This is a genomic window from Pelagibacterium xiamenense (genome assembly GCF_021166475.1).
In the GTDB taxonomy this organism is placed as follows: Bacteria; Pseudomonadota; Alphaproteobacteria; order Rhizobiales; family Devosiaceae; genus Pelagibacterium; species Pelagibacterium xiamenense.
Genome location: NZ_JAJOYS010000001.1, coordinates 586,428 through 612,088 on the forward strand (window position 1 = coordinate 586,428; position 25,661 = coordinate 612,088).

The 25,661-nt window shown below is 63.6% G+C and carries 28 protein-coding genes and 1 pseudogene; 18 read left to right on the forward strand and 11 right to left on the reverse strand.

What is annotated here, in order from left to right; genetic code table 11:
- Positions 1–20: 20 nt before the first annotated feature.
- From LSG43_RS02940 to LSG43_RS02965, 6 genes are read right to left on the reverse strand one after another with little or no spacing between them, the layout of a single operon-like run.
- Positions 21–374, reverse strand: a complete 354-nt coding sequence (locus LSG43_RS02940) for an SRPBCC family protein (RefSeq protein ID WP_231801144.1) — start codon at positions 372–374, stop codon at positions 21–23.
- Positions 371–685: an ArsR/SmtB family transcription factor gene (locus LSG43_RS02945; RefSeq protein WP_231801146.1), complete on the reverse strand. Its 315-nt coding sequence runs from the start codon at positions 683–685 to the stop codon at positions 371–373. Before LSG43_RS02945 ends, LSG43_RS02940 begins: the two co-directional genes overlap by 4 nt.
- A 41-nt stretch (positions 686–726) precedes the next feature.
- A complete protein-coding gene (locus LSG43_RS02950) occupies positions 727–1,161 on the reverse strand; it encodes an ion channel (protein WP_231801147.1) in 435 nt (144 codons plus the stop codon).
- Positions 1,162–1,191: 30 nt separating this feature from the next.
- Positions 1,192–2,712, reverse strand: a complete 1,521-nt coding sequence (locus LSG43_RS02955; RefSeq protein WP_231801148.1) for a coiled-coil domain-containing protein — start codon at positions 2,710–2,712, stop codon at positions 1,192–1,194.
- A 4-nt stretch (positions 2,713–2,716) separates the two neighbouring features.
- Entirely contained in the window at positions 2,717–3,646 is a 930-nt protein-coding gene (locus LSG43_RS02960) for a DUF6384 family protein (RefSeq protein ID WP_231801149.1), read from the reverse strand.
- Positions 3,647–3,674: 28 nt separating this feature from the next.
- The gene (locus LSG43_RS02965; protein ID WP_231801151.1) at positions 3,675–4,886 is read right to left on the reverse strand and encodes a cell surface protein; all 1,212 of its coding nucleotides are present in this window, start codon (positions 4,884–4,886) and stop codon (positions 3,675–3,677) included.
- A gap of 152 nt (positions 4,887–5,038) precedes the next feature.
- On the opposite strand from LSG43_RS02965, the gene LSG43_RS02970 reads away from it, so the two are divergent.
- Positions 5,039–5,527, forward strand: coding sequence for an SRPBCC family protein (locus LSG43_RS02970; protein ID WP_231801153.1), 489 nt, complete (start codon positions 5,039–5,041; stop codon positions 5,525–5,527).
- Positions 5,528–5,544: 17 nt separating this feature from the next.
- Here the strand turns inward: LSG43_RS02970 and LSG43_RS02975 are convergent.
- Positions 5,545–5,772 (reverse strand): annotated as a pseudogene (locus tag LSG43_RS02975) (Atu4866 domain-containing protein); the annotation flags it as partial.
- 537 nt (positions 5,773–6,309) lie between these two features.
- On the opposite strand from LSG43_RS02975, the gene LSG43_RS02980 reads away from it, so the two are divergent.
- The 13 genes from LSG43_RS02980 to upp all read left to right on the forward strand — a co-directional run bounded on the left by LSG43_RS02980 (position 6,310) and on the right by upp (position 20,275).
- The gene (locus LSG43_RS02980; protein WP_231801155.1) at positions 6,310–7,248 is read left to right on the forward strand and encodes an AraC family transcriptional regulator; all 939 of its coding nucleotides are present in this window, start codon (positions 6,310–6,312) and stop codon (positions 7,246–7,248) included.
- Positions 7,249–7,434: 186 nt separating this feature from the next.
- Positions 7,435–8,451, forward strand: a complete 1,017-nt coding sequence (locus LSG43_RS02985; RefSeq protein ID WP_439651992.1) for a BMP family lipoprotein — start codon at positions 7,435–7,437, stop codon at positions 8,449–8,451.
- 10 nt (positions 8,452–8,461) lie between these two features.
- Positions 8,462–10,057, forward strand: coding sequence for an ABC transporter ATP-binding protein (locus LSG43_RS02990; protein ID WP_231801157.1), 1,596 nt, complete (start codon positions 8,462–8,464; stop codon positions 10,055–10,057).
- Positions 10,054–11,184, forward strand: a complete 1,131-nt coding sequence (locus tag LSG43_RS02995) for an ABC transporter permease (RefSeq protein ID WP_231801159.1) — start codon at positions 10,054–10,056, stop codon at positions 11,182–11,184. The genes LSG43_RS02990 and LSG43_RS02995 overlap by 4 nt, the downstream gene beginning before the upstream one ends.
- A 3-nt stretch (positions 11,185–11,187) precedes the next feature.
- A complete protein-coding gene (locus tag LSG43_RS03000; protein WP_231801160.1) occupies positions 11,188–12,156 on the forward strand; it encodes an ABC transporter permease in 969 nt (322 codons plus the stop codon).
- A gap of 3 nt (positions 12,157–12,159) precedes the next feature.
- Positions 12,160–12,570 (forward strand): cytidine deaminase, encoded by a 411-nt coding sequence (locus LSG43_RS03005; protein ID WP_231801161.1) that lies wholly within the window; start codon positions 12,160–12,162, stop codon positions 12,568–12,570.
- A 52-nt stretch (positions 12,571–12,622) separates the two neighbouring features.
- Positions 12,623–13,420 (forward strand): purine-nucleoside phosphorylase, encoded by a 798-nt coding sequence (locus LSG43_RS03010; protein ID WP_231801162.1) that lies wholly within the window; start codon positions 12,623–12,625, stop codon positions 13,418–13,420.
- Positions 13,417–14,406: a deoxyribose-phosphate aldolase gene (deoC, locus tag LSG43_RS03015; RefSeq protein ID WP_231801163.1), complete on the forward strand. Its 990-nt coding sequence runs from the start codon at positions 13,417–13,419 to the stop codon at positions 14,404–14,406. Before LSG43_RS03010 ends, deoC begins: the two co-directional genes overlap by 4 nt.
- A gap of 50 nt (positions 14,407–14,456) precedes the next feature.
- On the forward strand, positions 14,457–16,829 hold the full coding sequence (locus LSG43_RS03020) for an aldehyde dehydrogenase family protein (protein WP_231801164.1): 2,373 nt from the start codon (positions 14,457–14,459) through the stop codon (positions 16,827–16,829).
- Positions 16,819–17,073: a DUF433 domain-containing protein gene (locus tag LSG43_RS03025; protein ID WP_255713954.1), complete on the forward strand. Its 255-nt coding sequence runs from the start codon at positions 16,819–16,821 to the stop codon at positions 17,071–17,073. The genes LSG43_RS03020 and LSG43_RS03025 overlap by 11 nt, the downstream gene beginning before the upstream one ends.
- Positions 17,070–18,398 (forward strand): thymidine phosphorylase, encoded by a 1,329-nt coding sequence (gene deoA / locus LSG43_RS03030; protein ID WP_231801166.1) that lies wholly within the window; start codon positions 17,070–17,072, stop codon positions 18,396–18,398. The genes LSG43_RS03025 and deoA overlap by 4 nt, the downstream gene beginning before the upstream one ends.
- Positions 18,398–19,618 carry a phosphopentomutase gene (locus tag LSG43_RS03035; protein WP_231801167.1) on the forward strand — a complete coding sequence of 407 codons (1,221 nt, stop codon included), beginning with the start codon at positions 18,398–18,400 and terminating at the stop codon, positions 19,616–19,618. Before deoA ends, LSG43_RS03035 begins: the two co-directional genes overlap by 1 nt.
- A 27-nt stretch (positions 19,619–19,645) precedes the next feature.
- Positions 19,646–20,275, forward strand: a complete 630-nt coding sequence (gene upp, locus LSG43_RS03040) for a uracil phosphoribosyltransferase (RefSeq protein WP_231801168.1) — start codon at positions 19,646–19,648, stop codon at positions 20,273–20,275.
- A gap of 3 nt (positions 20,276–20,278) precedes the next feature.
- Here the strand turns inward: upp and LSG43_RS03045 are convergent, their stop codons facing one another.
- The 4 genes from LSG43_RS03045 to LSG43_RS03060 form a co-directional block, all read right to left on the reverse strand.
- Positions 20,279–20,896, reverse strand: coding sequence for an HAD family hydrolase (locus LSG43_RS03045; protein WP_231801169.1), 618 nt, complete (start codon positions 20,894–20,896; stop codon positions 20,279–20,281).
- A 98-nt stretch (positions 20,897–20,994) separates the two neighbouring features.
- Positions 20,995–21,816, reverse strand: coding sequence for a TadE/TadG family type IV pilus assembly protein (locus tag LSG43_RS03050; protein ID WP_231801171.1), 822 nt, complete (start codon positions 21,814–21,816; stop codon positions 20,995–20,997).
- A 74-nt stretch (positions 21,817–21,890) separates the two neighbouring features.
- The gene (locus LSG43_RS03055; protein WP_231801173.1) at positions 21,891–22,373 is read right to left on the reverse strand and encodes a TadE family protein; all 483 of its coding nucleotides are present in this window, start codon (positions 22,371–22,373) and stop codon (positions 21,891–21,893) included.
- A 181-nt stretch (positions 22,374–22,554) separates the two neighbouring features.
- Entirely contained in the window at positions 22,555–23,016 is a 462-nt protein-coding gene (locus LSG43_RS03060) for a pilus assembly protein N-terminal domain-containing protein (protein WP_231801175.1), read from the reverse strand.
- Between the two features lie 351 nt (positions 23,017–23,367).
- On the opposite strand from LSG43_RS03060, the gene LSG43_RS03065 reads away from it, so the two are divergent.
- From LSG43_RS03065 to cpaB, 4 genes are all read left to right on the forward strand, one after another.
- On the forward strand, positions 23,368–23,586 hold the full coding sequence (locus LSG43_RS03065) for a Flp family type IVb pilin (protein ID WP_231801177.1): 219 nt from the start codon (positions 23,368–23,370) through the stop codon (positions 23,584–23,586).
- A 110-nt stretch (positions 23,587–23,696) separates the two neighbouring features.
- On the forward strand, positions 23,697–23,873 hold the full coding sequence (locus LSG43_RS03070) for a Flp family type IVb pilin (RefSeq protein WP_231801178.1): 177 nt from the start codon (positions 23,697–23,699) through the stop codon (positions 23,871–23,873).
- 21 nt (positions 23,874–23,894) lie between these two features.
- Entirely contained in the window at positions 23,895–24,395 is a 501-nt protein-coding gene (locus tag LSG43_RS03075; RefSeq protein ID WP_231801179.1) for an A24 family peptidase, read from the forward strand.
- Between the two features lie 295 nt (positions 24,396–24,690).
- Entirely contained in the window at positions 24,691–25,650 is a 960-nt protein-coding gene (gene cpaB, locus LSG43_RS03080) for a Flp pilus assembly protein CpaB (protein ID WP_231801181.1), read from the forward strand.
- The last annotated feature ends 11 nt before the right edge of the window (positions 25,651–25,661 follow it).

Sequence of the window (25,661 nt, forward strand, 5' to 3'; positions counted from 1 at the left end):
TGTGCGATGCGCGGGGTCGTCTACGCCGCGCGCATCGTTGTCGTGTTGCCGTTTGCCGCGCGCGGCGGCGCGAGCGGCAATGCCTCGCGGGCATGAACCACCCTGAGCACGGTGCCGCCATTCTCGTCGGGCGCCATGGTGAAGGCGACGATATTGCGGCTGGCGGGGTCGCCGGTGTCGTGGACGCGGTAGCGCACTTCGGTTCCCGGATCGGCATGCACGGGCTCGGTTTGAGCCAGATCGGTATCGGGAAGCCAGCGGTTGCGCAGGTCCTGTTCGGTAAGCGCCCGCCACACGGCGGCGGGCGGCGCGTCGAGCCGGGCTTCGAACACCAGCCTGGGGCCGTCGGGCATCTTGGCGTCCTCGGCGGTCATGGGTCCATATCCTTGAGCACGGTTTTAAGATCGTCGATCCGGGCCGGCCAATAGGCCCGGTATTTCTCGAGCCAGCGCCCGATCGCATCGAGGCCCTGCGGGTCGACGTGGTAATTGACGAAGCGCCCCTTGCGTTCCTCGCGCACGAGACCCACCTGCCGCAATACGGCAAGGTGCTGACTCATCGCCGGCTGGCTGATCGGCATCCCGTCGCGCAACTCGGTCGCATTGCGGCTGCCCTCGGCCAGCCGCTGGAAGATCGCATAGCGCGTGGGATCGCCGAGCGCGCGGAAGATGTCCTGCTCCATCATGGATGACAGATAAGCATAGACTTATCTGAGTCGCAAGAGGGCTAGTCCGCCTCTTCCCAGGTGCGCTGCATCACAACGAAGGTGAAGGACGCCGACCAGCCGATCAGGACGAAGCCCAGAAGCGCCTGCAGGCCCGCGATCAGGCGCATGTCGCCGGTCGCAATGACATCGCCGACGCCCAACGTGGTAAAGCTCATCAGCGAGAAATAGAGATAGTCGCGCGGCGACCCGTCGAACGTGCCGCTCAAAGAGCCGAGCCAGGGGCTTTCATTGATGAAGAAATACAAAAGCGCGAACAGGACGATAGAGACCGAGTGGGCCACGAGGACCCCCACGACACCCAGGGTGACGCGCAGCCGGTTGTTGAACCGCACGTGGCCAAGCAGGCGCGCCGTGTAGCTCAGCAGTTCGTAATGCAGCACAACCGACACAAGCACCATGACGATGCCCGCAAGCGCGGCGACTAGTGTTTCCATCGGGCGCCCTCCGCCACGGCCCGGTGCACGCTAGAACCCGCCGCCGGTCTTGAAACCACCACCACCGCTCCCGCCGAAGCCGCCGCCGGTCTTGAAGCCGCCGCCGCCAAAACCGCCCGAGCGCGGCCGCGTGAACCCGCCCGAGGAACTACCCGATCCCCACGGGCCGCCCGAGCGCGGGCGCGGGCTGAACCCGCCCGGCGGGATGGTGAACCCGCCCGAGCGCCGGCGCTTGCGGCTCCTGGCTGGCGGCACGATGGGCCCCGAACCGCCCGCCCAGTCCTGCGACTTGCGCCAATGGCCCCAATAGGTTGACGCCGAAATCGCGCCGCGCAGGAATTCGTTGAGCAGATCCCCGACCAGCCGGTCCTCGCCGAAGCGCGAGCGCGGATCGTCATAACGGGATTTCTTGAATTCGAACGCGATGTCCTCAAGCTCGCGGCGGCGCGTTTCGAGCGTCTTGAGCCGCGCGCGGTCCTCGCGAAGCTCCGCCTCGTCCTCGGCGATCCGGCGCCGCGTATCCTCGAGCTTGGTAACGATGGCGTCGTCCCGCGACGTGCCCGTGCGGCGCGCGTCCGCGAGCAATTGCGCGACGTCCATACCGCTTATGGCCTGGGCCAGAAGCCCGACCGCCTGCTCGTATTTCGGGTCCCCGCCCTCGGCCAGCTGCTTGTGCTGCGCGGTGAGCGCTTCACGGGCGTCCTCCGCGGCGATGATGGCCGCGTCGATCTCCTCGATCCGGGCTTCGAGGGCGCCGACGGCTTCGCGCGTTTCCTTGCCGCCTGCCGCGTCGATCGCGGCATCCTCAAGCGCCTCGCGTTTTTGCGCCGCCTGCGCCGCGTCCGCCTCGAGCCGCTCGGCATGGGCCTTGAGCCGTTCGGGGATCTCGTTGAGCATGAAGTAGTTGGGCCGCGCATCCGCATAGCCAACGAGCCGCGCGACCCACGCATCGAGCATGCGCGTCAGGCCGCGGTCACGGTATTGCGGCGTGGCGTAGCCGCGTTCCCAAAGATACATGAAAAGCGGATCGGCCCGATAGGGCGCGCCCTTTTCCGCGCGGTCGTTCTCGGCCTGGACGGCCTTTTCGAGCGCGTTCTCGGCGGTCGCCTCCAACTCGTCCTCGGCCTCGACGGCGCGCCTGTAGTCGGCCTCCGCCGAAAGCTCGACCGACAGCGCCTTTTTGAGCGCCTCGATCTCCTCACGCTTGGCCGAAAGCTCCTTTAGCACCGCGCCGCGCTCCTCGGTGAGCGCGTCGAGCGCCGTGTCCTGCTCGGCAAGCCGGGTCTGGAGATCTTCCATCGCCTCGCCGTGGGCGCGCAGCATCTCGTGCGCCTGCGCCTCGGCCTTGCTCATGCTGTCCGCGAGTTCGGCGCGGGCCTCCTCGGTCAGCCGCACTTGCGCCAGTTCGCGCAATTGCGACAGCTCGGTTTCGCGCAGCTTGCCCATGCGCTCGGTGGCGCGTGCGATCCGCTGCGTGATCTCGTCTTCTTCGCGCCGGATATCCTTGAGCGCCTCGTCGAGCGCCTTTTGGGCGTTGGGTCCGCTCAGCATGAAGCTACCATTGGGTTATTGCCCCATCGAGCACGGGCATTGTGTATTCGACATCGAGAAAGCCGTACTGCTTGATCCCGAGAATGTTGCGCTGGATGATGCCGTCGTCCAGCCGGTCGTCGCGGATGGCGTTGTAGGTGGTTTCGGGCACGCGCACCGCCCAGGTGCTGACGACGTCGGTGGCCCCGGTCTCCTCGTTCCGGATCGGCATTTCGACCGGCTGGTCCTCGAGCCCGACCGCTTCCACGACGATGTAGTAGTTCGTTGCGTCCGAATTTTCCTCCGGGAAGCGCCAGATGCCGGTGTTCTCGCCTTCGCGGTCGACGATGCGCAGGGAAAATTCCGCAAGGAGCCGCTGATGGATTTCCTCGAGTTGGGCAATCGCGGCACGCGCGGCTTCGCGATCGCCATCCGCCACGGCCGCATTGCCGCGCGCAACCCAGGGATCGGCCTCCTCGAGCGCGGCCTGGACCTTGGTATCGGTGTAGATGGCCTTGTAGACCGCGTCGATCCGCGCCGGCAGCGTTTCGGTTAGTTCGATCCGCGCGGCTTCCTGCTGCGCCGCAATATAGGGCCGGTAGGCGAAGACATAGCCCGCAAGCCCGATAAGAACCGCCGCCGCGATGGCGAGCGCCGGCTTGCCCCAGCGCCCGCGCGAGACGTAGATCCGCGCGAGCCGTGTTTGGAGGTTTTCGGGCGGCGGCGTATAGGTGAAGCGCGCCTCATCGAGCGCCTTGACGCCTTCGATGAGGATGTGGTCGGGGACATCGATGCCCTGCTCGTGGTAGAGCGCCCGCAAGCGTTCGACGAGCTGGGCCTCGCGCCTGGACGCGTCGAGCTCGCGGGCGACGAGGTTGCGCTCGTGCCGCAAGGTGTCGACCACATCCATCGCCAGCATGACCTCGTCGAGAGGCGCCTCCTGCCGCGTATTCATACCTTCGTGCCGCCCCACACTCTCGGGCTCAGTTCGCGGGGGCCGTCAGCGCGTTGCCTTCGGCGGCAAGCCGCGCGAGCCGCTTCTTGCCATCCTCGACCGCGTCGCGGATTTCGGCGGAGTTCTTCGTCGAGGCCTCGCGCATCTCGTGGATGATCTCGCGCGAGCGTTCCTGGAAATTGACGACGCTGTCCACCAGCGTCTTGACCGCGTCCGCGCGGATGGTCGGGCCGTAGCCGGCCTTCAACGCTTCTTCCTGCACCTTGCCGCCGATATCGGCGAGGGTTTCGAGGCTCTTGCTCATCCCCTCCTTCATCGCGTTGAGCGTTTCGGTGGATTCGTGCAGGCCGAAAAGCCCGGTGAACGACGCCGAAAGCGCGGTCAGAACCGTCTCGTTGGTCGAAAAGAACGAGACCGACTGCTGATAGACGCGCTCCTTGGCGTTGGTGGTCTGCATCAGCCGCGCCATGATGACTTCGGAGGTGGAATACGAGATCGTCAGATTGTCCGAGAGATCCTTGGCGATCTGATAGCGGCGCTCCTCGTTCTGGAGCGCGCGGACTTTCTCGTCGCGCGCCATTTCGAGCCGCGCGCGGTCCGCCGGCGTGCCCTCGGTGAACGCTTCGAGCGCGTCCGAGGCGGCCTTGAGGTCGGCCTTCTTTTCCGCGAGCTTGCCCTCGGCGATCTCGAGCACCTCAAGCGCCATCACCTCGGCTTGCTTGAGCGCGCCGCGGAAATCGCGATAGGCCTCAAGGATCGTGGTTTCGCGGTCGATCTGGTCCTTGGTGTCCTTGGAGACGTCGAGGTAGGTGTCGCGGATCTTGTCGAAGCGTTGGGCGATGTCGCCGCGCGTGACTTTCATCCAGACGTTTGAGGCGCGCTCGAGGATGTCGAGCTTGCCGTCCTCGAGCTGGTCGACCATGCCCTTGGCGTCGTCGCGGATGGAATTGAACTGGTTGGTGATCTCTTCGTAGCGCTCGCCGACATTCATCGCGGCGACCTGGCTGCGCACCACTTCGTTGAAGGCGCTCGCCTGGGTGAGCACGCGGCCGATCAGGACGACCTTGGTATCGTCGAGCGCCGTGATCTCGGCCAACAGTCCGGTAATCGGCGCTTCCTGCGTCCCGTTTTCGGGCCACAGCCCCATCTCCCGGATCGCGCCGACGGCGCGGTCGAGATACTGCAGGGGCGAATTGGCCGCCACGGGTGCAGTCTGGGTTTCGGTGAGATCGGTTGCCATTGGTCGTATTCCCTGTTGAAACTCCGCCGCTAACGGTGCCATGATTCCCCGAGCAGCCGTCAGTGACAATTGTCTAGCCACGTCAGACGGTTGTTTTTAGCATCAATGGTGCCAAAAAGCCGCAACGGGATAAGAGATATAGAGGGCGGACGATGGAATTCGGTGGCCGGTACGTCGTTGCGGCCCCCCGGCTTTCGGTCTGGGAAGCACTCAACGACACGACGGTGCTCAAGGCCTGCATTCCGGGCTGCAAGCGGATCGAGTGGGTCGGCAGCGCCGACCTCGTGCTCGAGATCGCGGTCAATCTGGGCGTGATGCAGCCGGTTTTTACCGGCGACCTCCTGCTCTCGAACGTCGTGCCGGCGGAAAGCTATACGCTCACCGGGCGCGGACGCGGCGGGCTCCTCGGCATGGCGGAGGCGTCGGCCGATATCGTGCTCGCGGATGCCGGACCTGAAACGCGCCTCGTTTTCATCGCCAGCGGTGGCGCGTCGGGTCAGATCATGAAGCTGGGCAGGAAACTCGTCGGCAATTCGGCGCAGCGGGTGATCGATGGGTTCTTCGAGCGCTTCGGCGACGCCATGGGGGTGAAGGTGACGCCGCTCCCGCCGGAAATGGAAAACGGGCCCAGCGACCGCTGAGCCCGTTGCAATCCGATCTAGAGGTCGGCTTCGCGGAACAGGATCATCCCCGCGTGGTGCAGCGCGCCGCGGCGGAATTCGCCGTCGGCGGTAAAGCCGGTCTCGTCTTCATATTCGATGCGGTTGCCCTTGACCGTGTAGCGCCCGGTATAGGCGCCTTCCTTTAGGCCGCGGGCCTCGACGTAGCGCCCGTCCGGCAAAAGCCTGTGGCGCACGAATTTGTCTTCGGTCATCCAAAGACCGACGGGATCGAATTCGACCATGGTTCACGCTCCTTGTCCTTGGGCAAGAGCCCCGGTTGCGAGCGGCCCGCCCTTGGGCGGACCGGGAGGGTAGTCTTGTCTTTTACCAGACGATCGGAATCGCGATTGTGACAAGCGATGCCGCCAGCGCCAGCCCGTAGGCGACGCGGGCGAAACGCCAGCGTCCGCCGCGGCGGACGCTAGCCATTGAGGGTTCTCCGGCGCCGCGGCCTGCCGCCAAAGATGCGGACCAGCCACGAAGCGAGGCCGGAACCGTTTGCCCGAACCTCTGGCGCGGGCAGGGCGGCACCGTAAATACGGCGGTTCAATCGGGTCATCGTGCGGCCTCCTTTCAACGAAAAATCGGAGCGGTCCACCACGCTCCGGCCAGCACACATTGCCCCACATAAGCCCGAATGCGGTAGACAGATCCCATCGATTGATTGCACGATTCTCCGTGCGCAAGGAAAAAGACGTGCACCCGCCAAACGACTGCGCTAGACCTTCTGTCAGGTCATTTCAACGGGAAGGCCAGAGAATATGCTTGAAATCTCGGGTGATGCGGATGCGGGCGCCGAAGTGGCGCGGCTGAAGCTCATTGAAGAAATTGCCAAATTCTCCGACGTGGACGGCGTTCATGCAACACCGGTTCCGCGGTTGAGCTTTATCCGCAGGAGCCACCCCACCGAGCCGATGCACGCGGTCCACAAACCGGCATTGTGCATGATCGTGCAGGGGACCAAACAGGTGGTGGTTGGCGAGAAGGTTTTCAACTACGACGCGAGCCGGCACCTCGTCGTCTCGCTCGACGTGCCCGTCATCGGCCAGGTTGTCGCCGCGACCCCCGAGGCGCCCTATCTATGCGTCAAGCTCGACCTCGACCCGGCCGTTATCGGGTCGGTGCTGCTTGAATCGCGCGTCGCGCCGCAGGCGGTAAACCCAGCCTGCAAATGCCTTGGACTTTCGCGCACGACGCCCGACCTTTTCGACGCCATGACGCGGCTGGCCAGCCTCGCACGGGCACCCCAGGACATTGCCTATCTCGCCCCGCTGATCGAGCGCGAAATCATCTACCGGCTGCTTTCGGGCGAACAGGCCGCGCAATTGCGCCAGATCGCGATCGCCGAGAGCCGGCTCGAGCAGGTCGGCCGCGCCGTCGAACTGCTGCGCGAGCGGTTCGCGGAAGCCGTGCGCATGGATGATCTCGCCAACGCCGCGGGCATGAGCGCGTCGTCGTTTTTCCAGCATTTCAAGCAGGTCACCGCCATGAGCCCGCTGCAGTATCAAAAGCGGCTGCGCCTGCAACACGCGCGGAAGCTGATTCTGACGCTCGGATATGACGCCGCGGCGGCGGGGCACGAGGTGGGCTACGACAGCCCGTCCCAGTTCAGCCGCGAATACGCGCGCCTGTTCGGCGCACCGCCGCTCAAGGACATCGCGCGGCTCAAGGCCGCGGGCGAAACCCTGCTCGACACGTGATTACCGCCTTCGCCGATGGCAGGTTTACCATCGGGCGGAAATTTTTTGCCCAAATGGTCAAAAAACTGAAATTCGTACTTGCAGACTAGCCATTTGCGCGGTTGTATTCCCTCATCATCGTGCGCGGAATGCGCGCGCGCCGGTTTTCGGCGCCGCGCCCCATGCCCGAGAACAGGGAGCATCTTCATGTCAATCAATAAAACTCTTCGCAAAGGCCTTGCCGCACTCGCTGGCGGTGTGGCCGTGACCACGCTGATGGCGGGCACGGCCCTTGCCGATCCGGCAATCATTTACGACCTCGGGGGCAAGTTCGACAAGTCGTTCAACGAAGCCGCCTACAACGGCGCCGAAGCCTGGGCTGCGGAAACCGGCGGCAATTATCTCGACTTCGAGCTCCAGAACGACGCCCAGCGCGAGCAGGCCCTGCGCCGCTTCGCTTCGCAAGGCGCCAACCCGATCGTGATGGCCGGCTTTTCCTGGACCGCCGCGCTCGAGGCGGTGGCACCGGAGTTCCCCGAAACCAATTTCGTCGTGATCGACACCGTCGTCGATCAGCCCAACGTCCAGTCGATCCTGTTTGACGAGCATACCGGCTCGTTCCTCGTCGGCGCGCTTGCCGCGATGAAGTCGGAAACCGGCACCGTCGCTTTCGTCGGCGGCATGGACGTGCCGCTCATCCACAAGTTCTATTGCGGCTACGCCCAGGGCGCCAAGCACGTCGACGAAGGCGCGACCGTCATCGAGAACTACACCGGCACGACCCCGGCCGCCTGGAACGATCCCGTCACCGCGGGCGAATTGACCCAGGCCGCGATCGACAACGACGCCGACGTCATCTTCGCCGCCGCCGGCGGCTCGGGTATCGGCGTTCTGCAGACCGCCGCCGACGCCGGCGTCTATTCGATCGGCGTGGACTCCAACCAGAACTACCTGCACCCCGGTTCGGTGCTGACCTCGATGGTCAAGCGCGTGGATACCGCCGTTCAGACAGCCTTCAACGAAGCCGGTGACGACGCGACCTTCCAGCCCGGCCTGTTGATGCTCGGCCTCGCCGAGGACGGCGTGGGCTTCGCTGTCGACGAAAACAACGAATCGGAAATCTCCGCCGAACAGATGGCCGAACTCGAAGCGCTCGAAGAGCAGATCATCGCTGGTGAAATCGAAGTGCACGATTACACCACCGACGGCTCGTGCCCGGTCTAAGCGGCCGTAGATGAGCGAGCAAACCACGAACACGCAGCGGCCGGACCCGGCCGCTGCTCCGTCCGGCGACAATGGCGACTGGGCGATCGAGCTCGAAAAGATCAACAAAAGCTTCGGCCCTGTCCACGCCAACAAGGACATCGATCTAAAGGTCAAGCGCGGCACCATCCACGGCATCGTGGGCGAAAACGGCGCCGGAAAGTCGACCCTGATGTCGATCCTTTACGGGTTCTATACCGCAGACAGCGGCACCATCCGCGTCAACGGCGTACCGCATGCGATCACCGACAGCCGCCATGCGCTGGCCCTGGGTATCGGCATGGTGCACCAGCACTTCATGCTGGTCGACAACATGACCGTGCTCGAAAATGTCGTTCTGGGCGCCGAGGACAGCCCCCTGCTCAACAAGACGCTCGCGCATGCGCGCTCGCAGCTTGTCGAACTGGGCAGGGAATACAGCCTCGAGGTCGATCCCGACGCGCTGATCGAGAACATCTCGGTAGGACAGCAGCAGCGCGTGGAAATCCTCAAGGCGCTGTTCCGCGGCGCCGACACCCTGATCCTCGACGAACCGACCGGCGTTTTGACCCCGGCGGAGGCCGATCACCTTTTTCGCGTGCTCGAGACCCTGCGCGCCGAAGGCAAGACGGTCATTCTCATTACCCATAAACTGCGCGAGATCATGGCGATCACCGACGAGGTGTCCGTCATGCGCGGCGGCGAGATGGTCGAGACGCTCAAGACGAGCGAAACCAACCCCGAAGAACTCGCCGAACTGATGGTGGGCCGCCGCGTGCTGCTGCGCGTGGAAAAGGAGCCCGCCAACCCTGGCGATATCGTGCTTGAGGTCGAGAACCTCTCGGTCACCGACCGCATGGGCGTCCAGCGCGTCAAGAGCGTGAGCTTTTCCGTCCGTGCCGGCGAAATCGTCGGTATTGCGGGGGTCGCCGGCAACGGTCAGACCGAATTGCTCGAGGCGATCTCGGGCATTGCCGACCCGACCTCGGGCGTCGTCAAGATCAAGGGCAAGCCGCTGGACATCCGTGGCGACGATGGGGCCGCCCGCGCCCGGCGCGCCGGGATGGCGCACGTGCCCGAGGACCGGCACCGCATGGGGCTGGTGACGACTTTTGAGGAATGGGAGAATTCCATTCTCGGCTACGAAACCTATCCCGACTACGGCAAGGGCATGATCCTCGATATCGCCGCCGCCCAGAAAGAGGCGCAGAGGCGGATCGAGATGTTCGACATCCGCCCCGACAATATCCGATTGCGGACAGCGAACTTCTCGGGCGGCAACCAGCAGAAGATCGTCCTGGCGCGCGAAATGGACCGCGAACTCGAAGTGCTCGTCGTCGGCCAGCCGACGCGCGGCGTCGATATCGGCGCCATCGAATTCATCCACAAGCAGATCATCAAGATGCGCGACGCGGGCAAGGCGGTGTTGCTGGTTTCGGTTGAACTGGACGAAATCCGCTCGCTTTCCGACCGTATTCTCGTGATGTTCGACGGCCACATTGTCGGCGAGGCCGATCCCGAAACCGCAAACGAGAGCGAACTGGGCATGATGATGGCCGGCATGAACCAGAAGGAGGCGGCTCAATGAGCGTGCGGCGTCCTTTGCCCCGATGGGCCGACATCGTCCTCCTGCCCGCGATCAACCTCGCCATGGCGTTCCTGATTTCGGGGATGGTTGTCCTGATGATCGGGGAGAACCCGCTCGAGGCGGTTCAGGTGATCCTCTACGGCGCATTCGGTTATGGCGACGGGGTGGGGTACACCCTCTATTACGCCACCAATTTTGTCTTCGCGGGGCTGGCTTTCGCCATCGCGGCGCATGCGGGGCTCTTCAACATTGGTGGTAACGGGCAGGCCTATGTGGCCGGTCTCGGCGCGATCCTCGTGGGGCTCGCGCTCGACCAGACCCACTGGCTGATCGTGATGCCGCTGGCGATGCTCGCGGCGGGTGCGGTCGGCGGCTTCTGGGCGCTGATCCCGGGCTATCTCCAGGCCAAGCGCGGCAGCCATGTGGTGATCACCACCATCATGTTCAATTTCATCGCCGCCGCGCTGATGGTCTACATGGTCAACCGGGTCCTCAAACCCAACAACACCATGGCGCCCGAATCCGAAACGCTCGACGTGATGGGCCGCGTGCCGCAATTGCGCGAGTTCATTCCCTATTTCGGCTATTCGCCGGTCAACCTCACCATCGTCGTTGCCGTCGCGTTCCTCGTGCTGGCCTATATCCTCATCTGGCACACCAAGCTCGGTTATCAGCTTCGTACGCTCGGGCAGAACCCGGTGGCCTCGAAATATGCCGGCATGTCCAACTCGCGGCTCATCATGATCGCCATGACACTCTCGGGCGCCTGCGCGGGCATGATCGCCATCAACGAGGTTATGGGCGTGCAGCATCGGCTCGTGCTCGATTTCGTCGCCGACGCGGGCTTTGTGGGGATCGCGGTGGCATTGATCGGCCGCAATCACCCCATCGGCATCGGGCTCGCGGCGATCCTGTTCGGCGCGCTCTATCAGGGCGGGCAGGAACTGCAGTTCGTCATCCCCGCGGTGACCCGCGAGATGATCGAAGTCATCCAGGCGCTCATCATTCTCTTTACCGGCGCGATGGAGGGGCTCTTCCGCCCCGCGCTCGAACGCGGGTTCGTGCTTTTGTCGCTCGAACAGAAGGCCGAAGCGACGGCCCGCGCAACCGTGGATTCGGAGAGCTAGGCCATGGATATCGATCTCATTCTTTCGATGGCCAACGCAACGATGCGGCTCGCAACGCCGCTGCTGCTGGCCGCGCTCGCCGGGCTTTATTCGGAACGCTCGGGCATTTTCGACATCGGTCTTGAAGGCAAGATGCTCGCCTCGGCCTTCGCCGCGGCCACGGTCGCGGCGGTAACGGGCAATGTGTGGCTGGGGCTGTTTGCCGGCGTCATCGTCTCGATCCTCACCACAATGCTGCAAGGCTTCGCCTCGATCACATTGAAGGGCAACCAGATGATCGCCGGTGTGGCCGTGACCATGCTTGCCATCGGCATGACGACCTTCCTCGGGCAGACCTGGTTCCGCCAGGGCGGGCGCACGCCGCAATTGTCCGGCGATGCGCGCTTTGCGCCCATCGAACTGCCCTTTGCCCGCGAACTGGCCGACGTGCCGGTCATCGGCGCGCTTTATTCGGACATTCTTTCGGGTCACTACATCCTCGTCTATGTCGCCTTCCTTGCCGTACCGGTGACCGCCTATGTGCTCTATCGCACGCGGTTCGGGCTGCGGCTGCGGGCCGTTGGCGAGAACCCAAAGGCAGTCGATACCGCGGGGATTTCGGTAACCCTGCAGCGCTATCAGGCGATCTTCATCACCGGCATACTCGCCGGGCTGTCGGGCGCCTATTTCTCGATCGCGCAGGGCGCCGGGTTCGGCAACGAGATGACCGCCGGCAAGGGCTATGTCGCGCTCGCGGCGCTCATCTTCTCGAAATGGCGGCCCGTGCCGGTGATGTTCACCTGCTTGCTCTTCGGCTTCCTCGACGCCTTGCAGATCCGCATGCAGAACGTCGAGCTGCCGCTCGTGGGGCAGGTGCCCGTACAACTGGTCCAGGCGTTGCCCTATATCCTCACCGTCGTCCTGCTGGCGGGCTTCATCGGCAAGGCCGTGGGGCCGAAGGCCGGCGGCGTGCCGTATGTGAAGGAACGCTAGGACATGACGCGCGCGGCCATCGATACGTCGCTCTTTGAAGCGGCCGAGGCCGTGCGCGCCAAGGCCTACGCGCCCTATTCGGGCTTTCAGGTCGGCGCAGCGCTCCTCGCGGACGACGGCCGGATCTATGCCGGGTGCAATGTCGAGAACGCGGCCTACCCGGTCGGCAATTGCGCCGAACCCTCGGCAATCGCCGCCATGCTCGCGGGCGGCGGCAAACGGATCGAACGGATCTACGTGACCGGGCCGGGCGTTCTGCCGGTGACGCCCTGCGGGGGGTGCCGCCAGCGCATTCGTGAGTTTGCCGCGCCCGACACGCCCGTCATCTGTCACGGCGTTGACGGCGAGCCGCTCTATACGACGCTGGGCGAATTGCTGCCGCACTCTTTCGGGCCCGACCATCTGGTGCGGTAATTCCCCCGTTTATGCCGCCGTCGCCTGCGACCCTATTCGAAATGGATTTGAGATGACAAAAGCAATAAAAACAATCCGCAAGCACGCCGGCGAAGAAACGATCGAGGCCGCGCTGATCCTGGGGTCGGGGCTTTCCGACATTGGCGATCTGCTCGCCGACAAGGTGACCATTCCGTTCGAGGAGCTGAAGGGTTTCCCGTCGGGCGGCGTCTCGGGCCATGGCAAGGATCTGATTGTCGGCATGCTCGGCGGCAAGCGCATTGCGGTCCTGACCGGGCGTCAGCACTATTACGAGCACGGCAACGCCGCGGCCATGCGCCCGGCGCTCGAGGCCATGGCGGAACTGGGCGCCAAAACGCTGATGCTGACCAATTCGGCGGGTTCGCTCGACCCGGAGGTGCGGCCGGGCGATCTGATGCTCCTCTCCGATCATATCAACTATGCGGGGATGAACCCGCTGATCGGCGAAGAGTCGGACGCCCGCTTCGTCAATATGGTCGACGCGTACGATCCGGGACTGCGCGCCAAGACCCACGAAATCGGGGCGCGCATGGATATCGGGCTCAAGGACGGCGTCTACCTGTGGTATTCTGGCCCCAGTTTCGAAACGCCCGCCGAAATCCAGATGGCGATCCGGCTCGGTGCCAACGCGGTGGGCATGTCGACCGCGCCCGAAGTGATCCTGGGGCGGTTTTTAGGGCTGAAGGTCTGGGCCTGCTCGTCCATCACCAATATGGGCGCGGGGCTTATGAAGGGAGAGGAAATCTCCCACACCCAGACCAAGCAAATGGCCAAACTGGGGGCGGAGAAACTCAAGCGCCTGATCCCGGCGCTGGTGGAGGAGATATGACGCTCAAGATCGTCGATAGCGAACACCGCGAGGTGCATCACAAACGCAACCCCGGCTTTCCGCTCGACCTCGACTGGGTCGGCCGCATCCGCATGAACCGCTCGGCGCTCGAACGGCGCGCGGCGACCATCGGCACGCGGCGTACGGTGAAGAAAGAGTACCAGCTCGCCTGGCTTTTGAAGGCTGTGGCGCTGATGGACCTGACGACGCTCAATTCCGACGATACGCCGGGGCGCGTCGAGCGGCTCTGCGCCAAGGCGCGCAATCCGGTCCGGCCCGATATCCTCGAGGCGATCGGCGCGGCAAAGATGGGGGTGACCCCGGCGGCGGTCTGCGTCTATCATGCTTTCGTCGCGACGGCGGTCGAGGCGCTGGAGGGGACGAACATCCCCGTCGCGGCGGTTTCGACCGGCTTCCCGCACGGGCTGACGCCGCTCGAAACGCGGCTCGGAGAGATCCGGGCCTCGGTCGCGGACGGGGCTCGGGAAATCGATATCGTCATCGAGCGCGGCATGGTTCTGCGCGGGGATTGGCAGGGGCTTTACGACCAGGTCAAAGCCATGCGCGAGGCGTGTGGGGATGCGCATATCAAGACGATCCTCGGGACAGGCGAACTGGCAACGCTGACCAATGTCGCCAAGGCCTCGCTCGTTTGCATGCTCGCAGGCGCCGATTTCATCAAGACCTCGACGGGCAAGGAAAAGACCAACGCGACGCTCGCGACCTCGCTGGCGATGATCCGCATGATCCGCTGGTTCCATGAAGAGACCGGTATCGAGATCGGCTACAAGCCCGCTGGCGGTATCTCCAAGGCCAAGGATGCGCTCACCTATATGGCGCTGATGAAGGAGGAACTCGGGCGCAAATGGCTCGAGCCGCATCTGTTCCGGTTCGGGGCGTCGTCCTTGCTGACCGATATCGAGCGGCAATTGGAGCACGGCGCAACCGGGCATTACGCGGCCGATTACCGGATGGCGATGGCCTAACGCGAAATATCGCATGCCTCGCCTTCGGGCTTGAGGCAGGGAGAAAGAGAATGGCAAACGTGGCGGAAATTTTCGAAACGCTCGACTACGGTCCCGCACCCGAAAGCGCGGCGCCGGCGCTCGACTGGCTGGATCGGCACAAGCGCAAGTTCGGGCACTTTATCGACGGCGCCTTTACCAAGCCGTCCAATACCTTCGCCTCGACCAACCCGGCCAATGGCGAGGAACTGGCGCAGATTTCGAGCGCCGGGAAGGCCGAGATCGACAAGGCGGTGAAGGCCGCGCGGGCGGCGTTCAAGGATTGGTCGGCACTTTCGGGTTTCGAGCGTGCGAAATATCTCTACGCGATTGCGCGGCAGATCCAGAAGGACAGCCGCATGTTCGCCGTGCTCGAAACGCTCGACAACGGCAAGCCGATCCGGGAAACGCGCGACCTCGATATCCCGCTCGTCGCGCGGCACTTCTACCATCACGCCGGTTGGGCGCAGCATATCGGGAAGGCCTTTCCCGATCACGTGCCGTATGGCGTTTGCGGGCAGATCATTCCGTGGAATTTCCCGCTTCTTATGCTCGCCTGGAAGATCGCGCCGGCGCTCGCGGCGGGCAATACGGTTGTTCTGAAGCCCGCAGAATTCACCTCGCTGACCGCGCTGCGTTTTGCCGAAGTATGCGAAAAGATCGGATTGCCCAAAGGTGTGGTCAACATCGTGACCGGCGCGGGCGAGACGGGCGAGGCCATCGTCAATCATCCCGATATCGACAAGATCGCGTTTACCGGTTCGACCGAGGTGGGCAAGATCATCCGCCGCGCGACGGCAGGTTCGGGCAAGGGGCTGTCGCTTGAACTGGGCGGGAAATCGCCCTTTATCGTCTTCGAGGATGCCGATCTCGACAGCGCTGTCGAGGGACTGGTGGACGCGATCTGGTTCAACCAGGGGCAGGTGTGCTGCGCGGGGTCGCGGCTTCTGGTGCAGGAATCGATCGAGGAAAAATTCATCGCCAAGGTGAAGGCGCGGATGAAAACGCTACGCGTCGGCGATCCACTCGACAAGTCCATCGATATCGGCGCGCTGGTCGCGCCGGTGCAGGTGGAGCGCGTGCGCGATCTTTTGAAAAAGGGCGCAAAGGAAGGCGGGGAGTTCTATTCGCCCGATGGAGACTTGCCGGAAAAGGGCTGCTATGTCGCCCCGACCCTGGTGACCGGCATTTCGCCTGCCCATACGCTCATGAGCGAGGAAATTTTCGGCCCCGTGCTCGTCGCGATGAGCTTCAGGACGCCCGAGGAGGCCGTCGCGCTGGCCAACAATACGCGCTACGGGCTCGCCTCGAGCCTCTGGACCGAGAACGTCAATCTCGCGCTCGATATCGCGCCGCAGATCAAGGCTGGCGTCGTGTGGGTCAATTCGACAAACCAGTTCGATGCGGCAGTTGGTTTCGGCGGCTATCGCGAAAGCGGCTTCGGCCGCGAAGGCGGCAAGGAGGGCATGGCGGTTTATCTCAAGCCCGCATGGGAGAAGGCGTTGAAAGCGGCGCCCGAAGTCAAGGCGCCCGAGGAGATGACCGGGTCCGGCCTTTCCGCGCTCGACCGCACGGCGAAGCTCTATATCGGCGGCAAGCAGGCGCGCGGGGATTCCGGGTATGCCCGGACGATCCTTGCGCCGGACGGCAGGGCCATCGGCGAGGTGCCCGATGGCAACCGCAAGGATATCCGCAACGGCGTAGAAGCCGCGCGCAATGCGCTCGGTTGGTCGAAAGCAACGGCGCACAACCGCGCGCAGATCCTCTATTATCTCGGCGAGAACCTCGACTACCGCAAGACCGAGTTCGCCGATCGGTTGCGCCAGATGACGGGCGCCAGCGCCAATGCGGCCAAACGCGAGGTCGAATTGTCCATCGAGCGGCTGTTCGCCTTTGCCGGCTGGGCCGACAAATATGACGGCGCGGTGCATAATCCGCCGGCGCGGATGATGGCGGTGGCCATGGTCGAGCCCATCGGCGCGATGGGGATCGTTGCGCCGGCCGAAGCGCCGCTTTTAGGCGCGGTGTCGTTGCTGGCGCCTGCGGTGGCGATGGGCAACACCGTGGTGCTTGTGCCCTCCGAGCCGCATCCGCTGGCGGTGACGGACCTTTACCAGGTGATGGAAACCTCGGATGTGCCCGGCGGCGTCATCAATATCGTGACCGGTGACGCCCCTGCGCTGGCAAAAGTGCTCGCCGAGCATGACGGGATCGACGCGCTATGGGTCGCCGGGTCTGAGGCGACTTGCGCGATGGTCGAGACGGCAAGCGCCGGCAACGTCAAGCAGACCTGGACCACGTGCGGGCGGGCATTCGACTGGGCCGACGGCGACGCGCTGGGTGGCGACTACCTGCTGGCGAAGGCGACGCAGGTCAAGAACGTCTGGGTGCCGTATGGGGCGTAGAGGCACCCACGACGGGTTTGACCGCATTACGCTTGTTCCGGGCCTGATGTCGGGGCGACCGACAATCCGTGGTATGCGCATTACCGTCCGCATGATTGTCGGGCAAATCGATGCCGGCGTATCTATGGAAACGCTGCTGGACGATTATCCGCACCTGGAACGCGAAGACATCGAACAAGCGCTTCGTTTCTGGCAAGCAAATGTGAATAAACACGCCGATTGGGGGGACCACGACTGGCCATGACCGTACTCCCCCAGGAAATCATTGCCAAAAAGCGCGATGGTCACGCCCTTGACAAGGACGAGATCGCGGCCTTCATCGGCGGGATCACGTCGGGCGCGGTGTCCGACGCGCAGGCGGCGGCGTTCGCTATGGCGGTGTTCTTCCGCAATATGAGCGTGCCCGAGCGTGTTGCGCTGACCCTTGCTATGCGCGACAGCGGCAAGGTGCTCGACTGGTCGGATCTCGACGGGCCCGCCATCGACAAGCACTCGACAGGCGGGGTGGGCGACAACGTCTCGTTGATGCTCGCGCCGATGCTCGCGGCCTGCGGCGCCTACGTGCCGATGATCTCGGGGCGCGGGTTGGGGCATACCGGCGGGACGCTCGACAAGTTCGACGCGATCCCCGGCTACACCACCAATCCCGATAACGACACCTTCCGCAGGGTGGTCAGGGATGTCGGCTGCGCCATTATCGGACAGACCGACGATCTCGCGCCCGCCGACCGGCGGCTCTACGCGATCCGCGACGTGACGGCGACGGTCGAGAACATTTCGCTGATCACGGCCTCGATCCTTTCGAAAAAGCTCGCGGCCGGGCTCGACGCGCTGATCCTCGACGTCAAGACAGGAACCGGCGCCTTCATGCAGACGCTCGACGGCTCGACCGCGCTGGCGCAGAGCCTTGTCGGTGTCGCCAACGGCGCCGGAATGAAGACCGGGGCGCTTATTACCGATATGAACGAGCCGCTGGCGAGCGCGGCGGGCAATTGGCTCGAAGTGAAAAACGCCATCGACTTTCTGACCGGCGCGCATCGCGATCCCCGGCTCCTCGAGGTAACGCTCAACCTCTGCGCCGCCGGGCTCACGCTTGGCGGCATGGCGCTCGAGCACGACGACGGCTATCTGCGCGCCAAGGTGGCGCTCGAATCCGGCCGGGCCGCGGAAATCTTTTTCAGGATGGTTGCCGCGCTCGGCGGGCCCGCGGACCTCGACGCGCACCACGGAACGCACGCGCGCAAGGCGGCGATCGTACGCGATGTTTACGCCGACGGCGACGGCGTCGTGACGGCGGTCGATACGCGGGCTGTCGGGATGGCCGTGGTCGTGCTCGGCGGCGGCCGGCGCGACCCCAAGGACAAGATCGACTACGCGGTCGGGTTCGACCGTCTTGCCGGGATCGGCCAGCGCGCGGGCGCCGATGCACCGATCGCCCGTATCCACGCCCAGGACGAGGCGCGTGCGAAAGAGGCCGAGGAGCGGATCAGGGCCGCCTACGCGGTCGGCGGCGGGGCGCCGGACAACCCCGTTATTTATAGCCAGCTCGATCCGCAGGGAGCCGCCTGATGCCGCGTGCCATACTTTGTGTCCTCGACAGCTTCGGCATTGGCGGGGCGCCCGATGCCGCCGAATTCGGCGATGAGGGATCCAACACGCTTCTGCATATCGCCAAAGCCTGCGCGGATGGCCGCGGCGATGTGGCCGGCGTGCGTTCCGGGGGGCTCAATCTGCCCAACATGGATGCCATGGGTCTGGGCGCCGCCGCGACGCTGTCCTCGGGCGGTGTGACGCCGCCGGGGCTGAGCGATACCCCCAAGGGCGGGCGCTGGGGCGTCGGGCGCGAGGTCTCCATCGGCAAGGATACCCCGTCGGGGCATTGGGAGATCGCCGGGGTGCCGGTGCCGTTCGAATGGGGGTATTTCCCCGATACGCGGCCGGCTTTCCCCGAGGCTTTGACCGACGCGATTATTGCCGAGGCGGGGCTTCCGGGCATTCTGGGCAATTGTCACGCCTCGGGTACCGCGATCATCGAGGAATTCGGCGAGGAAAGCGTCCGGACGGGTAAACCCATCTGCTACACCTCGGTGGATTCGGTCTTCCAGATCGCGGCCCACGAGACGCATTTCGGGCTCGAACGGCTTTACGAACTCTGCAAGCTCGTTTTCACCCACACCGCGCCCATGAAGATCGGGCGCGTGATCGCGCGGCCTTTTCTCGGCGAAACGGCCGAGACGTTCAAACGCACGGGCAACCGGCGCGATTTCGCCATCGATCCACCCGAGGACACGCTGCTCGACCGCGCCAAAGCGGCCGGCCGGCAGGTCTTCGCCATTGGCAAGATTTCCGATATCTATGCCGGGCGCGGGGTGACCCACAAGCTCAAGGGCGCCTCGAACATGGAGCATTTCGACCAGACGCTCGAGGCCATGGAGATGGCGCGCGACGGCGATCTGATCTTCACCAATTTCGTCGACTTCGACACCGAATACGGCCACAGGCGCGATCCGGGAGGATACGCGGCGGCGCTCGAGCAGTTCGACGCGCGCCTGCCCGAACTGATCGCCCGGCTTGGCGACGGCGATCTGCTGGTTCTGACCGCCGATCACGGCAACGACCCGACCTGGCGGGGGACAGACCACACCCGCGAACAGGTGCCGATCCTCATGTTTTCCCCCGGTATGGCCGCGGGCAGCATTGGCTTGCGCCCGGTTCTGTCCGATATTGGCGAAACCGTCGCCCACTGGCTCGGGCTGCCACCCGGCCCGCACGGCACGAGCGCGTTTTAAGACAGAAGACACAAGCGAGCCCGCCTCATGCAGAACCTTACGGTCGTCGATCACCCACTCGTCCAGCACAAGTTGACGATCATGCGGCGCAAGGATACCTCGACGGCGAGCTTCCGGCGGCTTCTCCAGGAGATTGCACACCTCCTGTGTTACGAGGTGACGCGCGATCTCGAGGTCGAGATGATCGATATCGAGACCCCGGTCGGCCCGACCAGGGCGCCGACATTGAAGGGAAAGAAGCTCGTCTTCGCTTCGATCCTGCGGGCCGGTGAGGGGCTTCTGACCGGCATGCTCGACCTCGTGCCCTCCGCCCGTGTCGCCCATATCGGGCTTTACCGCGACCCCGATACGCTCGAGGCCGTCGAATATTACTTCAAGGCACCGTCCGACGCCGCGGATCGGCTTGTGATCGTCGTCGATCCCATGCTCGCGACCGCCAATTCGGCAATCACCGCTGTGCAGAAGCTCAAGGACCGCGGAGCGAACAATCTGAGGTTCCTGTGCCTGCTCGCCGCGCCGGAAGGCGTCGAACGGTTCAGCAGCGCGCACCCCGACGTGCCGATTTTCACCGCGAGCCTTGATGAGAAGCTCAACGAGCACGGCTATATCGTGCCGGGGCTGGGCGATGCGGGCGACCGGATGTACGGGACGCGGTGACGTTTATGCCTTGAGCGGCAATCCGTAGCTGACCAGCTCCGCACGCAGCGCCTCTGGCGTCGTGAAGTGAACGGCTTCCATGCCGAACTTGCGCGCGGCGATCACGTTGGCTTCGTTGTCGTCGATGAAGACGCACGCATCCGGCGCGAGGCCATAGCGCTCGCAAAAGACCCGGTAGATGCGCAGGTCCGGTTTGACCATGCGCTCGAGGCCCGAAACCACGACGCCGTCGAACTTTTCAAGAAACGGCCAGTCGGGCAGGACCGATACCCACTTCTCCCAGGAGAAATTGGTGATCGCGAAGGTGGGGATCTCGGCGGCGATCAACTCCTCGTGGATATCGATCGTGCCCTGGATGAGGCCACCGATGGTTTCCTTCCAGCGCTGGTCATAGGCCTGGATCTCGCGCCAGTAGCGGGGAAACCGCGTGATAAGCTTGGCGACGCCCTCCGAATAGACGTCGCCAGCGTCGAACTCGAGGTTCCAGTCGAGCGTGCAGATGTTCTCGTGGAACCAGACAGCTTCCTCTTCGGTCTCGAAAAGTTTGCGGAAGAGATAGAGCGGGTTCCAGTCGACGAATACGCCGCCGAGATCGAAGACGGGGACGAGCGGTTCGGACATGGGGACGCTCCGGGCAAAAGGGGCGGGAGGAAAACTACCGCCCCATTTGGCAGAGTGGCGGGTTCATTGCAAGAGCCGCCACGGCCGCCCCGGTCGGGCTACCACCCGTCCCAATTCAGGCCTCCGCCGCCTCCGCCGTGATTGTTGCCGCCGCCACGACCATTCCCGCCGCCACGGCCATTCCCGCCACCACGGTTATTTCCGCCACCGCCGCCATTATCACGGCCGAAATTGTTGGTGATCCCGCCGCCCTGGCCGTTGCCATTGCCCCAGCTGTTATTTTCCTCGTTACAGTTGTTGCCCTGGCCGCGGCCGCCGCTATAGCCGGCACAGACGTCCACTCCTTCACCGTCCGGATCAACGCCGACACCGACATCAACGCCGTCGTCGTCGAGGTCGATATCAACATCAATCAGGCTATCGGCCTCACAACCGTCGCTTTCAAACCGCGGGATATGGATCGACCGTTGGTAGAGCGGCACATCGGCCTGGAAGACGTAACTGAACATCGGGCTGTAGTCGTACCAGCCTTCGGCAACCACCACGCATCTGTCGGCAGCGAGCTCGGCCATGTCGCCGGGCAGGTCGATCGACGTGCCTCTTGCCAGGGCCGCAACGCCATTGTTTGCGACGCTTTCGGTAACCTCTGCGTCGCCATCGTCGTCAACCGCCACAATGGAAATCCGCATCGGCGTCGCTGCGGCGGAGTAGGGCTGCATGAGCGCTGTGCTCGCCTCGAAATAGCCCTCGATATCCTCGTTTGTGATTTCGCCGAGCTTGTCCTGGGCGACGAGATCGCCCAGCGTTCCGGCCAGGTGAGTGAGCTTGCGGTCGGCCATGAGCCCCTGTGTCACGTCGACGGCCCCAAGATAGGCCAGCAGCATGATCGGGACGATCAACGCAAACTCGACGGCAGCCATGCCCTGTTCGGATCGCGTGAACCGGCGCGTGGGGGAAACTGCGGGCAAAACGCGTGTGCTGTGTGCAGGAAACATCAGAATGGCTCGTTACGGAAGACCCGGACCGCCGAGAGTAGGCGTTTTCCGTCAGGCGTCAGCCCGACCATCAAACCGGGTATGTTGAGAATTGTCGGCCACTTGTAATAGGCCTCTATTTTCATGACCGATGAGCCCGCACCCACATCGTAGGTTTCGGGCCCGGACAGATCGCCGGTGTTGGGGTCCATCGGGTTTTCCGCGGAGTAGTCGGAAAAATCGGAAATTGGTGTGACGGTGAGGTGGATCTCGTCGCAATCGAAGATGCCGTAAAGGCGGTCACAAACCTCGCTGCGGAACCCATCCGCGCCCAGAGGCTGCGCCTGACCGGTCCGTACGATGCGCGAGGTGTCCTGGACCGCGGAATCGAGCGCCTGGCCGGCAAAGTAGACCACAGCGGTTTCCATCGTCGCACCGATGAGCGCGAAGAAGATCGGGCCGAGAATGGCGAATTCCACTGCGGTTGCGCCGCTGGTCGCCATGCCGAAACGCCGGCGAAGGCGGTCTATTGCTTTTAAATATTTGCCTATACGGGTCAGCATCCAAGTGTCCGCAAGTGTGTCCACGTATCAATAGTGGTGCACACTACGGGCAAGACACCTAATTGGTGGTTATTGAATTGGGCCGACTTTGCGCAAAATGGATAGCTGCGTGAACGAAAGGTTAACGCGCAGCCGACGTTACCATCTGGCTGCCACCGATCACGGTAGAGGTATAGGAGGGATCGTCCCCCAGCGCGATGGTGGGCTGGCAGTCGGGCGCGCAGGCGAGCGACGTGCGCTGGGCGCCCTGGAAAACGGTGAGGGTATCGGACTGCAGCTGGGTCACCTCGACGATCGTATCGGCAATCGGTTCGCCTGCCGCGTCGAGAATGATGAGATTGGTGCGCCCGAAGCTCTTGCCCGTAAGGACCAGCGTTTGCGGATCCTGAATGGTGACATCGGCCACGGCCGGGTTTCCAATGATGACGGTCGCCGCAGGCGCGTTGATGCGCAGGACCCGCGCCATATTGGTGTTGACGTTGACCACGACGCCGTCGTCGGCGGCCACACCGCTTCCCGCGTGCAGAGCCGCGAGACCGAAAAGACCGGCAGCAAGAACCGCGCTGCGAACGAAACCGGGCATGGCAAACTTCCCAACTCTCAGAACTATGGTTACCCGAGAATGGCCGGGAATGGTTTATATTTGGCAAATACAGGGCAAGGTTCGGTCGCAGAAGCACTGGCGATGGTTTTGCGCACCGATGCCCGGCGCCGGAAAGACCCCGTCTTCCACGGCGTTCGCTGCCAATACTTAAATTTTGATGCGAAGCGGTAACTAATTAAAAAGTATAGAAAATACGCGTCCGAACATCGGGCTTCCGCGCAAGCAGATTAACTTATTTTCAACAGCTCAAGACTAGCTTGGCGCCAAGTTCGATGTGTGACGCGTCGGACGGATGTCGTCACCTAGTGGACGCAGAACAAGGAGCTAGACATGAACCTCTTCACCAAGTTTGCCAAGGACGAATCCGGCGCCACGGCAATCGAATACGGTCTTATCGCGGCCCTGATGGCCGTTGTTGTTATTGCGGCGATCGGTTTCCTCGGTCAGCCGCTTCAGGACGCCTTCTCCGGCATCGGTGACACGCTCACCGCCAATACGCCGGGCAGCGATGCATCCCCGACCCCGACCCCGACGCCCGATCCTGAATAAAGTCGTCAGAAGAATTTTTGAGAAAGGGGCCGTTCGGCCCCTTTCTTGTCATTGCCGTTGCCGTAATATGCAACACGCATGTATCCGGTGAAATGGGGCGGGGGGCGTATATGAAAAAGTCAGCAGCATCATTCATCCGCTGCAGCAGCGGCGCAACAGCCATCGAGTATGGCTTGATCTGTGCACTTCTCGCGGTCGTGATTATTGTCGCCGTTGGATTTTTGAATGGGCCGACGCAGGGCCTATTCTCAAGCGCCGTTTCCGGCTTCAGCGACATCGAATTCTAGCGCCGCCGGGACCGTATATTCATGACGTTCGTAGCAACATTCGTATTCCCCGCCTTTATGCTCGCTGCGGCAATCTCCGACCTGCTTACGATGCGCATCCCGAACTGGATGGTTTTGGCGCTCGCCGCAGCATTCCCAGTCATTGGCCTCGCCATCGGCCTGCCACTCGAGACGATGCTGGTGCATTGTCTTGTCGCCACTGGCTTTCTCGTCGTTGCGTTCGGCATGTTCGCCGCAGGATGGATCGGCGGTGGTGATGCCAAGTTATCTGCCGCCACCGCCTTGTGGCTGGGCCTCGGAGCGTGGCTGCCGTACCTGCTCTATAGCGCGGTTGCCGGGGGCGTCCTGACAATCACGATGCTCATCCTGCGCCGCTTCGCCTTGCCCCCGAGCCTCGCCGGTGTGCCATGGGTCGCGCGTCTGCACGACCGGGTCACGGGAATACCCTATGGGATTGCCTTGGCAATTGGCGGGCTGTTGGCGTACCCCCAATCGGCTGTCTTCTTGCTGCTTGCCTCCTGAAGCGGGTGAATAACGTCCAAGTGCTTCCGCCTGGGGCGGAAGTTGTATCGGTCTCGGGACGCAATGCAGTCGGCCGTTTCGACCCATACAACTTTAAACGCTTAATTAACCTTCACAAAAAAGCTCCGGTTAACCAAGTTTTGACCCTTTGCCGGCCATAGTGCCGGCTGCCTGATCATGCCTTTGCGCTCTGCGCGTCCGGGCCGGTCGGCGCATAAAGGGGGCGAGGGGAGAACCCTTCGTTCGCGACCCGCGGGGCGCGTTGTGCGCGCGTCGCGTAATGCGGAGTTTGAACATGAAACCGGCGCGTATTCTGCTGATTGTTGTCGCCCTTGTGGCCGGAGGACTGGCCGCCTTCCTCGCAACGCGTGGCGGTGACCCCGAACCACAGACGGTCGAAGTCACAGAAGTGCAGCAGGAGCCGCGGGTACAGGTGCTCGTCGCGCGCAGCGCGATTGGTCTGGGACAGCGGGTCGCAGCTGACGACGTTCAATGGCAGGATTGGCCCGAAGGGGCCGTAAGGCCGGAATATGTTACACGCACCGCGGTTCCCGATGCGCCCGAACTGCTGACCGGCGCTGTCGCGCGTTTTGAAATTTTCGCAGGCGAGCCCATCCGGGAGGCCAAGCTTGTCAATTCGGACCGTGGCTACATGTCCGCGATCATTCCCGAGGGCATGCGGGCGGTCTCCGTACCGGTTACCCCGGAATCCGCTTCGGGCGGCTTCATAACCCCCAATGATCGAGTGGATGTGGTCCTGACGCGTTCGGGATCGCGCTATTCCGAAACGATCCTCAACAATGTCCGGGTACTCGCAATCGGCGCGCGGCTCGGCGAACTGGGAGAAACCGGCGGTGGCGAAGACCCTGACGAACCCGCCGGGCAGCGCTTTGCCAAGGACGATATTGCAACCCTCGAGCTGACGCCGCATCAGGCCGAAGTGCTTCTGAATGCAACCTCGGCGGGCCGGCTTGCGCTCGTCCTGCGTTCGGTGGCCGATTTCAACGACCCGGCCACGGGCCTGGCGACCCCTGGATCGGCACAGGCCCAGGCCATCAAGCTGATCCGCCACGGCAATGAGCAGTCGGTGGTCTCCACCGTCGTCAGCCAGCCGACCCAGACCGCGCAGGCGGAACCGGCCGAGACGGCCAGCGAGCCATGGCCGTACTACGACGTATTCCTCGATTCCATCAGCCCCTCCGGACCCGAAGCCCCCGATGCAGGGGACGCCGGGGCCGAGGCGGGTTCACAATAGGCGGGACGTAC